General features: G+C 70.3%; 14 protein-coding genes and 2 tRNA genes. 7 read left to right on the top strand and 9 right to left on the bottom strand.

The annotated features are described in order from the left end of the window. Nucleotides 1–52 precede the first annotated feature (52 nt). Entirely contained in the window at nucleotides 53–958 is a 906-nt protein-coding gene (locus tag ACGF0J_RS17015; protein ID WP_393146660.1) for an alpha/beta hydrolase, read from the bottom strand. Between the two features lie 154 nt (nucleotides 959–1112). Between ACGF0J_RS17015 and ACGF0J_RS17010 the strand changes: the two genes are divergently transcribed. From ACGF0J_RS17010 to ACGF0J_RS16980, 7 genes are all read left to right on the top strand, one after another. Then, entirely contained in the window at nucleotides 1113–3167 is a 2055-nt protein-coding gene (locus tag ACGF0J_RS17010; protein ID WP_393147313.1) for an ATP-dependent DNA helicase UvrD2, read from the top strand. A gap of 111 nt (nucleotides 3168–3278) precedes the next feature. After that, nucleotides 3279–4151, top strand: coding sequence for an acyl-CoA thioesterase (locus ACGF0J_RS17005; RefSeq protein ID WP_393146658.1), 873 nt, complete (start codon nucleotides 3279–3281; stop codon nucleotides 4149–4151). A gap of 108 nt (nucleotides 4152–4259) precedes the next feature. Beyond that, nucleotides 4260–4523 carry a hypothetical protein gene (locus tag ACGF0J_RS17000; protein WP_393146656.1) on the top strand — a complete coding sequence of 88 codons (264 nt, stop codon included), beginning with the start codon at nucleotides 4260–4262 and terminating at the stop codon, nucleotides 4521–4523. A gap of 127 nt (nucleotides 4524–4650) precedes the next feature. Continuing rightward, a complete protein-coding gene (locus tag ACGF0J_RS16995; protein ID WP_393146654.1) occupies nucleotides 4651–4920 on the top strand; it encodes a WhiB family transcriptional regulator in 270 nt (89 codons plus the stop codon). A gap of 89 nt (nucleotides 4921–5009) precedes the next feature. After that, nucleotides 5010–5165: a hypothetical protein gene (locus tag ACGF0J_RS16990; RefSeq protein ID WP_393146652.1), complete on the top strand. Its 156-nt coding sequence runs from the start codon at nucleotides 5010–5012 to the stop codon at nucleotides 5163–5165. Between the two features lie 155 nt (nucleotides 5166–5320). After that, nucleotides 5321–6019 carry a DUF6461 domain-containing protein gene (locus tag ACGF0J_RS16985; protein ID WP_393146650.1) on the top strand — a complete coding sequence of 233 codons (699 nt, stop codon included), beginning with the start codon at nucleotides 5321–5323 and terminating at the stop codon, nucleotides 6017–6019. A 35-nt stretch (nucleotides 6020–6054) separates the two neighbouring features. Further along, nucleotides 6055–6555 carry a GNAT family N-acetyltransferase gene (locus ACGF0J_RS16980; RefSeq protein ID WP_393146648.1) on the top strand — a complete coding sequence of 167 codons (501 nt, stop codon included), beginning with the start codon at nucleotides 6055–6057 and terminating at the stop codon, nucleotides 6553–6555. Between the two features lie 18 nt (nucleotides 6556–6573). Here the strand turns inward: ACGF0J_RS16980 and ACGF0J_RS16975 are convergent, their stop codons facing one another. The 8 genes from ACGF0J_RS16975 to ACGF0J_RS16940 all read right to left on the bottom strand — a co-directional run bounded on the left by ACGF0J_RS16975 (nucleotide 6574) and on the right by ACGF0J_RS16940 (nucleotide 13976). Further along, nucleotides 6574–7830 carry a serine hydrolase domain-containing protein gene (locus ACGF0J_RS16975; protein ID WP_393146646.1) on the bottom strand — a complete coding sequence of 419 codons (1257 nt, stop codon included), beginning with the start codon at nucleotides 7828–7830 and terminating at the stop codon, nucleotides 6574–6576. Between the two features lie 50 nt (nucleotides 7831–7880). Then, complete coding sequence (locus ACGF0J_RS16970) at nucleotides 7881–8516, bottom strand: PH domain-containing protein (protein ID WP_393146644.1); 636 nt, start codon at nucleotides 8514–8516, stop codon at nucleotides 7881–7883. Between the two features lie 17 nt (nucleotides 8517–8533). After that, nucleotides 8534–9400, bottom strand: a complete 867-nt coding sequence (locus ACGF0J_RS16965) for a PH domain-containing protein (RefSeq protein ID WP_393146643.1) — start codon at nucleotides 9398–9400, stop codon at nucleotides 8534–8536. Further along, nucleotides 9397–9885 carry a PH domain-containing protein gene (locus ACGF0J_RS16960; RefSeq protein ID WP_393146642.1) on the bottom strand — a complete coding sequence of 163 codons (489 nt, stop codon included), beginning with the start codon at nucleotides 9883–9885 and terminating at the stop codon, nucleotides 9397–9399. Before ACGF0J_RS16960 ends, ACGF0J_RS16965 begins: the two co-directional genes overlap by 4 nt. Further along, nucleotides 9885–10508: a TetR/AcrR family transcriptional regulator gene (locus ACGF0J_RS16955; RefSeq protein WP_393146641.1), complete on the bottom strand. Its 624-nt coding sequence runs from the start codon at nucleotides 10506–10508 to the stop codon at nucleotides 9885–9887. Before ACGF0J_RS16955 ends, ACGF0J_RS16960 begins: the two co-directional genes overlap by 1 nt. A gap of 179 nt (nucleotides 10509–10687) precedes the next feature. Beyond that, nucleotides 10688–10764: transfer RNA gene (locus ACGF0J_RS16950), tRNA-Met, on the bottom strand. 123 nt (nucleotides 10765–10887) lie between these two features. Beyond that, nucleotides 10888–10964 (bottom strand) — tRNA-Met (locus tag ACGF0J_RS16945). A 54-nt stretch (nucleotides 10965–11018) separates the two neighbouring features. Beyond that, a complete protein-coding gene (locus tag ACGF0J_RS16940; RefSeq protein ID WP_393146640.1) occupies nucleotides 11019–13976 on the bottom strand; it encodes a UPF0182 family protein in 2958 nt (985 codons plus the stop codon). Between the last annotated feature and the right edge of the window lie 43 nt (nucleotides 13977–14019).

Here is a 14019-nt window from a genome sequence, read left to right as displayed (position 1 = left end):
CCTTCCAGACCGGACAGACAGGCGCTCGGTTCAACACCGGACCAGCCTCAGGTCATTCCTGTGCCACGCGGTCGGCGATCCACTGCTGCACGGCCTCCAGGACGGCAGGGTCGCGGTAAAGCGGCGCGCTGTGCGCGGTGCCCGCCACGGTGAGGACCGTCACCGGCACGCCCACCTGGCCGAGCAGCTGCTTGAGCGGCTGGCTCTGCACCGGCGGCACGAACTCGTCCTGCGAATGGACGGTCAGCATCGGCGCGTCCTTGGGGCTGGCGTGCCAGGCGACCTCCATGCTCGCCCACACGCGCGAGCACTTGCCCTTGGGGGCGCAGCCGCCGGCCAGCTTGACGGCCGACGCGCGCAGCTTGCGCTTGTAGGGGTCCTTGGTGGCCAGCCCGTCGGAGTAGGCGCGCAGCGGCGAGATGATCGGGGAGAGCCCGACGACGCCCCTCAGCCCGGCGATGCCGTTGCCGTAGGTGCCGACCGAGGCGGCGAGGTGCCCGCCCGCGGAGAAGCCCACCACGACGAAGTTCGTCGGGTCGAAGGACCAGCGCGCCGCGTGCTTCTTGGCCAGCGCGACGGCGGCCAGCACGTCGGTGCGCTGCGCGGGCCAGGCGGCGTGGCCGGACAGCCGGTAGTTGAGGTTGAAGACCGTGTAGCCCTGCTCGGCGTAGCCGCGGGCGATCGACGTCATGTACCTCTTGTCGCCGCTGGACCACCAGCCGCCGTGGACGAGGAACACGCCGGGCCGATCGGTGCCGTCAGGAGTCCAGGAGACGTCCATCTCCTGGCGCCGGTGGGAGCCGTAGGCGATCGTCTCGGCCGACAGATTGGTGTTGTACGGGTCGGTGGTGTCCGTCACGGCCGGAGGCGGAGTGGGGTCCTTGACCGCGTAGGCAGCCGATGGTGTGAGCGCGATGGCAGCGAGCGCGAGCGCGCCGACGAAAACCGCAGTTCGCACGGCCTCCCTTTCCCCCATGCACATGGTCGGGCCCCATTGTGGGGGAAGAGACCAGTTCTTTGCATCTCGATGACGATGAACGGACGACGGGCGGCATGTTGCCAGAATGGAGGCCTCTACCGCCACCGGCTGGGAGGATTGACAGGTGAGCAGCGTGGACGACGTCCTGTCCGGCCTCGATCCGGAGCAGCGCGAGGTGGCCGAGGCCGTGCGCGGTCCGGTGTGCGTTCTCGCTGGTGCGGGCACCGGCAAGACGCGGGCGATCACGCATCGCATCGCGTACGCGGTGCGCAGCGGAGTGGTCGACGCGCCGAGCGTGCTGGCCGTGACATTCACCACACGGGCGGCGGGGGAGTTGCGGCAGCGGCTGCGGGCGCTGGGCGCGCCGGGGGTGCAGGCGCGCACGTTCCACGCGGCGGCGCTGCGCCAGCTCACCTACTTCTGGCCCCGGGTGATCGGCGGCGAGGCGCCGTCGGTGATCGAGTCGAAGCTGCCGGTCCTCGCGGAGGCCTGCCGCCGACTCCGCAGGAGCTCCGAGAGGTCCGAGCTGCGCGACATCGCCGCCGAGGTCGAGTGGGCCAAGGTCACCCAGATCGGGCCGGAGGACTATGTCGCCGCCGCGGCCAAGCACCACCGTGCCCCTCCCGCGTCCGCCGACGAGGTGGCCCGGGTCTACGAGGCGTACGAGCAGATCAGGCGCGAGCGTCACCTCGTCGACTTCGAGACCATCCTGGAGCTGACGGCCGCGGTGATGACCGAGCACCAGGAGGTCGCGGCGCAGATCCGCCAGCAGTATCGCTACTTCGTCGTCGACGAGTACCAAGACGTCAACCCGCTGCAGAAGCTGCTGCTCGACACCTGGCTCGGCGGGCGCGACGACGTGTGCGTGGTCGGCGACCCCAACCAGACGATCTACTCCTTCACCGGCGCCACGCCGCGCTACCTGACGGGTTTCGCCGTCGAGCACCCCGACGCCAAGGTGATCAAGCTGGTGCGCGACTACCGTTCCACCCCGCAGGTGGTCGACCTGGCCAACCTCGTCATCGCCAAGGGCCGCTCGCCGCACCGCCTGGAGCTCGTGGCCCAGCGCCCCGACGGCCCCAGGCCGCTCTTCCACGAGTACGACGACGAGCCGGCCGAGGCCGCGGGGGTGGCCCGCGCGATCAGGAAGCTGCTCGACCAGCAGGTGCCCTCCCGCGAGATCGCCGTGCTGTTCCGCACCAACGCCCAGTCCGAGGCGTACGAGGAGGCCCTGTCGAAGGCGGACATCCCCTACGTGCTGCGCGGGGCGGAGCGCTTCTTCGACCGGCCGGAGGTGCGCCAGGCGGTGGTGCTGCTGCGCGGCGCGGCCCGCTCGGCCTCCGGCGAGCCGCTCGCCTCGGAGGTGCACCACATCCTCGCCGGGATCGGCCTGACCCCGGTGCCGCCCGGCGGTGGCCGGGCGCGCGAGAAGTGGGAGTCGCTGAAGGCCCTGGCCGACCTGGCCGAGGACATGGCGGCCGAGGGCGCCGACCTGCCGGTGTTCGTGACCGAGCTCGAACGCCGGGCCGCCGAGCAGCACGCCCCGCCCGTCGAGGGCGTCACGCTGGCCTCCCTGCACGCCGCGAAGGGCCTGGAGTGGGACGCCGTCTTCCTCGTGGGCCTGACCGACGGCATGATCCCGATCATCTTCGCCGAGACCCCGGAGCAGATCGAGGAGGAGCGCCGCCTCCTCTACGTCGGCATCACCCGCGCCCGCCACCACCTGTCGCTGTCGTGGGCCCTGTCCCGCGCTCCCGGCGGGCGCCGCAGCCGCCGCCCGTCCCGCTTCCTCGACGGGCTCACCGGCCGTGTCCCTCCGGCGGCCCGCACGGCCGGCGGCGCCGCCGCGCGGCCGCGCGAGCGCCGCGAGGTGGCGGCGCCGGTGAGCTGCCGGATCTGCGCCAGGACGCTGGTGACGGGGGCCGAGCAGAAGCTCGGCCGGTGCGCCTCCTGCCCGGCCGACTACGACGAGGCGCTGCTGGAGGGTCTGAAGGCGTGGCGCACGGCCACCGCCAAGGAGGCCAAGATCCCGCCGTACGTCGTCTTCACGGACGTGACGTTGCAGGCCATCGCCGAGCGCGTGCCGACGAGTGAGCAGGAGCTGTTGTCGATCGCCGGGATCGGCCGGGTCAAGCTCGACCGGTACGGCGAGGCCGTGCTGGCGCTGTGCCGCTCCGCCGGCTCCTGACACCCACCTGGCACCCATCCTGGCGGCGTACACCAGAATCCCATTTGGTAGGAGATAGGCGGCAAGTCCAGACTTGTCGCACGACGCCAGGGCATCGCAGGAGGGGACCCCGTGAACGAGGCGCTGAAGGAGCTGCTCGATCTGCTCGACCTCGAGCAGATCGAGCTCGACATCTTCCGGGGACGCAGCCCGGAGGAACGCATCCAGCGCGTCTTCGGGGGCCAGGTGGCCGCGCAGGCGCTCGTCGCGGCCGGCCGTACCGTGCCGGACGACCGGAGCGTGCACTCGCTGCACGCCTACTTCATCAGGCCGGGCGACCCGTCCATCCCCATCGTCTACAACGTGGAGCGGGTGCGCGACGGCCGGTCGTTCACCACGCGCAGGGTGGTCGCGATCCAGCACGGCAAGGCCATCTTCACGATGTCGGCGTCGTTCCACCTCTTCGAGGAGGGGGTGGAGCACCAGGCGTCGGTGATGCCGGCCGTGCCGGGCCCGGAGACGCTGGCGACGTTCCAGGAGCGGACACGGGGGCTGGTGGGCGCCGCGCCCGAGCTCAGGGACTGGCTGGCCAAGCCGCGGCCGGTGGACGCCCGCTACGCCTCGCCGCTGACCTGGGAGGCGCACCGCGACCCCGAGCTGCGCAGCGCCCGGACCAACGTGTGGTTCCGCTACCACGCCGAGCTGCCGGACGACCCGCTGCTGCACGTGGTGCTGGCCGCCTACGCCTCCGACTTCACGCTCGTCGACACCGTCCTGCTCGCGCACGGCATGGCCTGGGGCGCCTCCAACATCGTCGGCGCCTCGCTCGACCACGCCATGTGGTTCCACCGGCCGTTCAGGACAGACGACTGGCTCCTGTACGCACAGGAATCTCCCTGGGCGGGGGGTGCACGGGGGCTCGCCCGCGGTGAGATGTTCACCGCGTCGGGCGACCTCGTCGTCTCGGTCGTGCAGGAGGCCATGATTCGTGTCACGAAGCCGTGAAATCGCAGGTGGAAAATAGGTTGCTCGTTCGCGCGTTCCCGGTTTAGGGTCATGGTCAAGCGAGTCGGACGGTCCTGTTCGACGATCCCGAAGTGGAGGTGAGCCCCAGTGATCAGCACCAAGATGTCGGCCACTCAGTGGCTCGCTTCCGCATGCCGTGACGTGGTGAGGCTCGTTGATGCGCTCGCCAAGCTGCGGCAGGAGAAGTCTGCCCGTGTCCAGGCCGCCGCCGCTCCCGTCTACGCCCACTTCGGTGCCGGCGTCGTGAGCGCGCCGGCTCCGAGCACGGGCGCAGCAGCGCCGACCCAGCAGATCACCAAGGGTGGAATGCGCGGTCCGCAACCCTGGAGGGATGCTCCGGTCATAACCTGACCGGCACAAGAGCAGCCCCCAGGCCGCGGATCCGCACACAGGATCCGCGGCCTTCTTGTTTGTCCGTGATCCCCGACCACCTCCGAGGTGCACAACCAAGATCAAAACCGATCAGAAGGAGAAACAGATGGGGGCCAAGACGATCATGGACCTGATCGACGAAGCCAGAATCCCCTGTCGTACCGACCCTGACCTGTGGTTCGCCGAGTCCCCGGACGACGTCGAGTTCGCCAAGGCGCTCTGCGGTGACTGCCCGATCCGGAAGGCCTGCCTGGCCCGCGCGCTGGAGCGCGAGGAGCCGTGGGGCGTCTGGGGCGGGGAGCTGATTCTGCGGGGCGCCGTCGTCCCCCGCAAGAGGCCCCGCGGCCGTCCCCGCAAGCACCCGGTCGCCGCCTGACCCGAAGTGCGCCACGCACCACGCACCGACACCAGAAAGCAGACAGCCAGATGAGCACCATCTCCACGAGGAGCTTTGAAATGCCGCATATGTACCACGACTTGGTCAACGACCGAATACAAACGCTCCACCGCGAGGCCGAGGAGCAGCGCCTGATCTCCCGCATCCGACGTGTGCAGCGGGCACGGCGCAAGGCCCAGCAGGCGAACGACCGCCTCAGCCGGGTCCTCCGCGAGGAGTTCTGACGGGGGAGGTCCTGCCGCCGGCGCAGGATCTCCCCCCGAATTCCACCGACAGACGGCCACGGGCCGGGCGCGACCTCCGCGCCCGGCCCGTGGCCGTCTCCGTCGGTGCGGGCCGCGGCATGACTTCTGTCGGTGCGGGCTGCCAGCATGACGGCATGATCGACGACCCGCTCGCGCCGTTCCGCTGGCTCTGCCGCGACGACCACTGGTGGAGCGAGATCTTCTGCGTGTCGTTCCTGCGCGGAGTGGAGCCCGCCGAGGTCGTCCGCCGTTTCGGCGGCACGGCCACGGGCCGCCACGCGGAGTTCGACGAGTTCGAGGATCTCGTGTCCCACTTCCTCCACACGACCGACGGAGGCGAAGGATCAGGCCATGTCGGCGCAGTCGAGGTGGGCGAGTGGTGCGTCGCGATCGAGCCGAGCGGCTGGAGCGCCGTGTCGTGGGAGGTCGCGTCCCGCCTGTCCCGCGACGGCGCGGAGCTGGTGGCGATCTCCCGCCACGACTACGCCGAGGACACCTTCCTGCACGCGCGCGACGGCGTCGTGCTGACCACGTTCAACCCGGACACGCCCGGCCTGCGCCACGGCGACGCCCCCCACGCGCTCGCCGACCTGATGCGCGCGGTCGGGCTGGCTCCCGACCAGGACCTCGACCAGGGCCTCGACGAAGGCGAAGGCGAAGGCAACGGGGACGGGGACGGGGACGGGGACGGGTGGGACGCGCTTGCGCCGGTCGCCGTGCTCCGCTCGTTCGCCCTCGCCGCGAAGATCACGGGCGTCGTCCTGGAGCCGGCCCACCTGGACGGCCCCCTGTACGTGGGAGCCGTCAGCGACCTGGTCCGACGTCCCGTCTAAGCTGTGGACTTCCTGTTTCCAGCGAGAGGCCGCCCGTGACCCCATATCCGACGCAACGCCTCGCCTTCCGTGAGATGACCGTCGACGACCTCGACGACATGGCAGCCCTGCTGGGCGACCCCGTGGTCATGCGCCACTATCCCCGCACCATGACCCGGGACGAGGCGCTGCGCTGGATCGAGGCCGCCCGGCGGTCCTACCGCGAGCACGGCTACGGGCTGTGGCTGATCGTCAGCCGCGACACGGGGGAGTTCGTCGGCACCTGCGGGCTGACCAGGCAGACCGTGGAGGGCGAGGTCTTCACCGAGATCGGCTATCTCGTCCGGGCGGAGCTGCAGGGCCGCGGCTACGCGACCGAGGCGTCCCTGGCGTGCCGCGACCACGCCAGGGAGACGCTCGGCGTCGAGCACCTCATCGCGATCATCAACCCGGACAACGTGCCGTCCCAGCGGGTCGCGGCCAAGCTCGGCCTGACGCTGGAGCGCATGGCTGAGTACAACGGCCTCCAGCAGCGGATCTACGCCACCCGCCGCTGACTCGTTCCCGGCCGCCGGTCAGAAGTACCTGGGCGTGAGGTCGGTCGTCGGCCACGTCTTCACGGTGCCGATCGCCCGGCCGAGGATGGGATCGATCGCGTCGAAGTCGGGCGTCCCCTCCTCCTCCCGCCGGTTGAAGATCGCGCAGTAGCTCACGCCGTTCTGCACCCGCGCGAGGAAGCTGAACGTGCCCGGCATCGAACCGTTGTGCCAGGTGTTCAGCCCGCCGACGTTGTTGTTGCGGACGTTCCAGCCGAGGCCGTACCAGGAGCCGCCGGCGGTCACCCCCGTCTCCGGCTTGGCGAACACCCGGCCGATCGACGTGGCGTTGAGCACCGGTCCGGCCTTGTCGAAGACGAACCCCCACTTGACCATGTCGACGGCCGAGGCGAGCCAGCCGCCGTTCGCGTCCTGGTTGGGCATGTTGAAGCCGCCGTAGGGGTAGGGCACGACGGCGCCCGACGCGTCCACGACGCTCTTGTTGGTGTACTTCGAGGTGTACGACACCTCGGTGGAGAACGCCGCGGAACGCAGGCTGCGGCCGAGCCGCATCCGGGTGATGCCGGCCGGGGCGAGGAGCTTCTGCCTGACGTACGACTCGTAACTCATGCCCGAGACCTTCTCGATGATCCGGCCGAGCAGCATGTAGCCGTAGTTGCTGTAGACGAACTTGGAGCCGGGGTCGAAGTCGAGCTTCCTGGCGGTCACGTACTTCATGATGTCGGCGTGGTCGATCGGCAGCGGCACGCCGAGCGACGCCGCGATCGTGTGGTCGTTCCAGAGCGGGTCCTTGGACACGTTCCGGTCCCAGCCCGCGGTGTGCTGGAGCAGCCGCCACACGGTGACGTGGGCCAGCCGGGGGTCCGCCGTCGCCGGCAGTCCCAGCAGGGTGGTGACCTTGGCGCCGAGGCTCAGCTTGCCGTCCTGGGCCAGGCGGGCGATGGCGGCTCCGGTGATGTTCTTGCTGAGGCTCGCGATCCGGAACAGCGACGTCGGCTGCACCCGTGTGACGAGGCCGGCCCTGGAATAGACGCCGTAGCCGCGGGCCAGCAGGATCTTGCCGTTCTTGGCGACCGCGAGCTGGGCGCAGGAGATGTCGCGTTCGGTGATGAACGTCTTCATCGCCTGGTCGAACCCGGCCATGGAGCTGGGCACCACGCCCGTCGTCAGCGGCGCGGCGGTGCCGGCGCGCGCGGGCCGGGCGCCCAGCGCCAGCGCCGGCACGGCCGCCGCGCTCACCTGGAGCAACCGGCGCCTGCTCACCCTCGTCGTCACATTGCCCCCAAGAGTCACAAACGTATCTGTAGTGGTCCTTACTACCACAGTCAGTACATGTGTGATCGCTCGTTCCCGGAGGTCGCGCCGGGCGCGAAGCCGGCCGGCCCCCGAGCACCGGAGGTTCCCGGCGCCACGAACGGCGCCAGCAGACCGGGCACCGCCTCCTCGGCGAACGCAAGCCCCTGCCCGACGTGGACGTCCTTGACCCGATGGGTGCCCGCAGACGTGGCCGCGGAGAGGGTCATCAGTCCCCGGCGGCGCTGCGCCGGGGACCTGCTGACCGTCCAGCCGATGACCGCGTCCCTGCGCAGCGCCGTCGTCCTGCGCCTGAGCGCGCCATGGCGGACGAGCAGGTAGCGGCCGGCCGTACCGTGACCGAGGCCGCGGTAGGCGTCGGCCGCCAGCAGCAGCGTGACGGGGAGACAGGCGGGCGCGAGCAGCCACAGCCCGTCCGGGACCCAGCTCAGCCACAGCCCGAGCCCGGCCAGCGGCACGGCCGGCAACGCCACCGCCCAGACGGCGCGCGCCAGCCGCAGGCGCAGCGCCGCGCGCGGATGCCGGCGCAGCGGGGTCGCCAGCACCGGAGCGCCGAGCACCCGCGCGGCCACCCGCAGCGCCGTGCGCCGGGGCGCCGGTGGCAGCAGCGCGGCGGAGGTCCGCTCCTCGTCGTCGTCGGGGTTCACGCCGGCCACGAGCGCGCTCAGGCGGGCGCCGCCTCCCAGCGCAGCGGCAGCGGCTCGGCCAACTGGGCGCCGCGCAGCCGGCTCTCCTGCAGCGACAGCGACCGCGTGCCGAGCAGACCCCGCCGGATCCGGTAGGCGCCGTCGGCCTCGCGCGTCAGCCGGAACCGCCACCACACCTCCACATGGAGCAGCAGCGCCCCCGTGCAGCCGACGGCCAGCACGACCGCGAGGGCCAGCGCGGCCACGACCGGCCAGGAGAGCCGGGACAGCCCGTGCCACGCCTCCCGCAGGAAACCGACCTCCGCGGGCTCCACGCCGAAGATGTCCAGCACGCGGAAGAACGCGCCGAACGGCGCCAGGCCGATGAGCGGCGTCCAACTGCTCAGCAGCGCGTATCCGGTCCAGGCGGGACGCGGCGTCACCAGGTCCGTGTCGCGGGTCCCGCTCTCCCGGCCGAGCACCAGGCGCAGCCGCTCGGCCTGCGCCCGGGAGACCGCGTCCAGGCGCAGATCCGCCTCCCGCTCGCCGGTGCCGATGCGCACCACGCTCACGCCGAGCAGGCGGTGCACCGGCCCGGCCGTCAGGTCGACGGCGCGCACCCGGTCGCGGGGCACCGAGCGGTCCCGGCGGAACAGCAGCCCGGACCGGAGCTCGACCCGCTCACCGGTGACCCGGTAGCGCAGGGTGGCGTACCGCAGCACGCCGAGCGCCGCGATGCCGGCGCAGGCGATCAGCAGGCTGAGGATCGGGATGAGCGTACGCGGGCCGGGTCCCAGGGCGACGAGGGCGAGGGCGGCGGGGATCGCGGGGCCGGCCAGCCAGCTGAGGCCGACGGCGACCGTCCGCGTGTCGAGCCGTTCCCAGGCCTCCTCGCGGTGGTTCACGTCGCGTCCCCGGGTACGGCCTGCGCCCTGGCGGTCAGGTGCTCGACGAGCGTGGCGGCCACGTGACGGTCCAGCCCGTGAATCCGGATCGAACCCGCGGCCGAGGCCGTGGTGACCTGCACTCCGGACAGGCTGAAGAGCTGCTGCAACGGTCCGCGCACGGTGTCGACGGTCTGGATCCGCGACATCGGCGCCACCCGCCATTTCCGCCATAACCATCCGGAGGCGGTATAGACGGCCTCGTCGGTGACTTCCCAGCGGTGGATCCGGTACCGCCGGGCCGGCACGACCAGCGCGTACGCCAGCCCGGGCACGCCGATGACCGGCACCCATGGCAGCAGCCACGGCCGGGCAGGCGCGATCAGCGCGGCCAGCAGCCCCAGGACGAGCACCGGCGGCAGCACCCAGACCAACGCCTGGACCGCCCACCAGCGGATCGCGCGGCGGTCGACGGGGTGCCGAGGAGGCCGCAGGTCGGCTTGCATCAGTTCTCCTTACGCGTTGCGCGGTCGAACAGGGCGGCCAGCTCGCGGGCGTAGGTGTCGAAGTCGAGGTCGCCGTACGACGCCATGAGGATGAGCACCCCGTCGACCGCCTGCTTGACGGACACGGCCATCACCCGGGTGGAGAACTCGCCGAACTCGCCGGTGGCCTGGCCGAACCGCAGGATCTCCTCGACATCGGTCATCTCGGCCTCGTTGTCCCGCACGCCCAGCCGCTGCCGGCCGTCCCCGGTGCGGAAGTTGGTCCAGATGTCCAGCAGGGCCAGCATGTGCTGCCGGTGGGTGCGGTAGAACTCCACGCTCGCCTCGATGTAGGCGCGCAGCATGCCGGCCGCCGTGGACTGCGCCTCGATCCGGGGTCGGACGAAGGCGTCTCCGGTGGTGAAGGCGTCCTGGACGATCTGCTGGACGAGTTCGTCCTTGCTGTCGAAGTGGTAGGAGATGACGCCCTTGCTGATCCCGGCACGCTCGGCGATCCGGGCGAGGGACGCTTGGGCGTAGCCGGTCTCGGCGATCACGTCGATCGCGCACTGGACGATCTGGGCCCGGCGTGCCGTCTCGATGAACGATCGCTCCTGGCCGTCCGCCTTGTTTTTTGGCCGCATGGCCAAAAGCTAGCACATGCGGTCAGAAGTGCTGAGAGGGAGCGACGGCGCCGGAAGAGGCGGGCAGGCCGGCCGACGATAGGTCACGTCGCGGATCAGACTGCGAGGGGCGACGGACGGGTGGCAGGCCCCCGGACATGAGAAACGCCCTCCAGGCCAAGCCTGAAGGGCGTTTCTCTTGGTAGCGGGGACAGGATTTGAACCTGCGACCTCTGGGTTATGAGCCCAGCGAGCTACCGAACTGCTCCACCCCGCGTCGGTGTGTGTCACCAGACTACCAAGGACTTAGAGTGCTCAGAACGCATCCCGCGAAAGGCAGGGGAACCAGCGAAAGGCGGGGAAACCAAAAGGCCCGGAGGAAATCCTCCGGGCCTTCATCTGGTAGCGGGGGCAGGATTTGAACCTGCGACCTCTGGGTTATGAGCCCAGCGAGCTACCGAACTGCTCCACCCCGCGTCGGTGTGTGCCCCAAGGTTATAGGGAACGCGGGGTGGTGGCAAATCATGCTGCCTACGTCCCCCCGCCCGACGTCGGCGTGGGTGACGGCGACGGCGTCCCGCCGGACGGGGCCGTCGTCGTGACCGACGGGGAGGGCGAGGGTGCCGGTGACGGGCTGGTGGTCGCCGTGGGCGCCGGCTGCGCGCCGAGGCCCTGCAGCGCCCGCAGAGCGTCGTCCAGGCGCTTCTGGGCCTTGCCGTACTCCTCCCAGTCGGGCGGGTTGGCCTTCAGGGCGTTCTGGGCGTCCTCGTAGGCCTTCTGGGCGTTGCCGATCGCCTGGCTCAGCGCGGTGGTCTGCTGATTGGGCTGCGCCTGCTGGTTGGGCTGGGTCTGCGTCTCGGTGGTCTGCTGCTGGTTCTCGAAGACCTGCGCCAGGGCGTCCTCGAGCTTGTCGCCCGAGCCCACCTTGTTGCCGAACGCCACCAGGACGCGCCTGAGGATCGGGTAGGGCTCCTGCCCGGTGCCGGCCCGGGTCTGCACGTAGACGGGCTCGATGTAGATGAGACCGCCCGCGTAGGGCAGCGTCAGCAGGTTTCCGTACCGGACGTTGGCCTGGCCGAGGCCCAGCGGGCCCAGCTCGCCGGAGAACTTGTTCTGGAAGTTGTTCTGCGCCTGGCCGGGGCCCGGGATCGCGGTGTTGGACGGCATGCGCAGGATGCGCAGCTTGCCGTAGTCGTCACCGAACGTCGAGCCGGCCGACATGAACGCCGCCAGGTTGGGGCCCTCACGCGGCACGAACGTCGTCGTCAGCGAGAACGACGGCTTGGCGTTGCCCACCGGCATCGTGGCGGTCAGGTAGTACGGCGGCTGCTTGACCTGCTGGTTGCCCTGCGACGGGTCGCTGGGGACGTTCCAGAAGTCCTGGCCGCTGTAGAAGGCCGCCGCGTTGGTGATGTGGTAGCGCGACAGCGTGTGGCGCTGCACCTTGAACAGGTCCTCGGGGTAGCGCACGTGAGCCTGCAGCTCGGGGCCCATCTCCGCGGCCGGTCGGATGGTGCCCGGGAAGGCGCGGCTCCAGGTCTTGAGCACCGGGTCGGTGTCGTCCCAGGCGAAGAGCGTCACCGTGCCGTCGTAGGCGTCGACCGTGGCCTTGACCGAGTTGCGGATGTAGTTGATCTTGTCGCGGGGCTGCTGGGCGACCACGCGACGGTCGGTGGCGAGGTCGCGGGTCATGTCGCCCAGGCTCTCGCTCTGCGCGTACGGGTACTCGTTGGACGTGGTGTAGCCGTCGACGATCCACGTGATGCGCCCGTTGACGATGGCCGGGTACGGGTTGCCGTCCAGGGTGAGGAACGGCGCCACCTTCTCGATCCGGTCGCGCGGGTTGCGCACGTACAGGATCTTGGAGTTGTCGTTGATGTCACTCGACAGCAGGATGTTCTTCTCACCGTACTTGGCCGCGTAGACCAGCCGGTTGACGAACGAGCCGACCTCGACGCCGCCCTTGCCGGTGTAGGTGGTGTTCTTCTGCCCGGTGCCGCCCGTCTCGGGATAGTCGAGCTCCTGCGGGTTGTTCGGGTTGCCGCCCGCGATGACGTACTCGTTGCCCGCCGGGCTCTCGCCGAAGTAGACGCGCGACTCCGTCAGCTTGGTCGAGGTGGCCAGCGGGCCGGTGACCGGCATGTCCTTGGCGTCGTAGTCGGGCAGGCCGCCCGAGTCGACCTTGTTGCCCGGCGCCGCCACGAAGCCGTAGCCGTGCGTGTAGACCAGGGCCCGGTTGATCCAGTTGTCCTGGCCCTGCGGTGGCCCGGTCAGCTCGCGCACGCCCACCACGTGGTCGACCAGCTTGCCGCTGCCGTCGTCGTAGCGGTCGACGTCGAGCTGCTCGGAGAAGCCGTAGAAACCGCGGATGCGCTGCGTCTGCTCGAACGTCGACGACACCAGCGCCGGGTCGAGCAGCCGCACACCGGTCACCGAGGCGTCGCCGTCGGTCTTGACCTTCGTCGGGTCGGCCTCGGCCTTGTACTCGACGATCTCCGTCTTGTCGACGGCGTACGCCTCACGCGTGGCTTTGATGTTGCGGTCGATGTAGGCGGCTTCCTTGAGCTGCTGGTTGGGCTTGACCTGGAACTGCTCGACCAGCGCCGGGTAGACGCCGCCGATCAGCACGGCCGACAGCACCAGCAGGCCGAACGACACGCCGGGCAGCATGCCGCCCGGCCGCACGACGCCCGCGAAGAACAGCGCGGCGCAGATCAGCGCGATGATCGCCAGGATGCTCTTGGCCGGCAGCACGGCGTTGACGTCGGTGTAGGACGCGCCGTTGACGAAGCCGCGGTCGGAGAACACCAGCCCGAAGCGGTCGACGTAGTAGGCGACCGCCTTCAGCAGCACGAACACGCCCAGCAGCACCGACAGGTGCGCCCGCGCGGCCCGCGAGGCGTGCACGCCCGGCGACTGCAGCCGGAACCCGCCGTACAGGTAGTGCGTGATCGTCGCCAGCAGGATGGAGATGATCACGGCGGTGAACAGGAAGTTCAGCACCATCCGGATGAACGGATAGTCGAACATGAAGAACGAGATGTCCATCCCGAACTCGGCGTCCGTCTTGCCGAACGGCTGGCCGTTGACGAACTGCAGCCAGGTCTTCCACTGCCCGGCGAACGACGAGCCCGCGAACAGCGCGAGCATGCCCATGCCGACAATGAAGACCAGCTTGCGGTGCGGGTCCAGCGCCATCCGGTAGCGGTCGGCGCCGCTGCCCCCGCCGAACATGGCGGGCCCGAACATCGGCCGCATGCGGAAGGCCAGCAGCATGTTGCCGCCCGCGATGCCGACCATCAACGCCGCCCCGACGAGGAACAGCACGATCTGGGTCAGCAGCATCGTCGAGAAGACCGAGGTGTAGTCGACCGCGTCGAACCACAGGTAGTCGGTGTAGATGCCGGCGAAAAGGAAGAACAACGCCACGATCGCGACAACCGCGATCGCGACAGGCAGAAGCAGTCTCGGCCGACGGGGCAAGCGCATCGCCCTGCCGGCTCCTGGGGTCCGGAAGCTCAAGGCCAACCCC

It is taken from the genome of Nonomuraea sp. NPDC047897 (genome assembly GCF_043204415.1).
Taxonomy (GTDB): Bacteria; Actinomycetota; Actinomycetes; order Streptosporangiales; family Streptosporangiaceae; genus Nonomuraea.
Note: the sequence above shows the minus strand (reverse complement) of the source record. Positions and strands in the feature narration are given on the sequence as shown.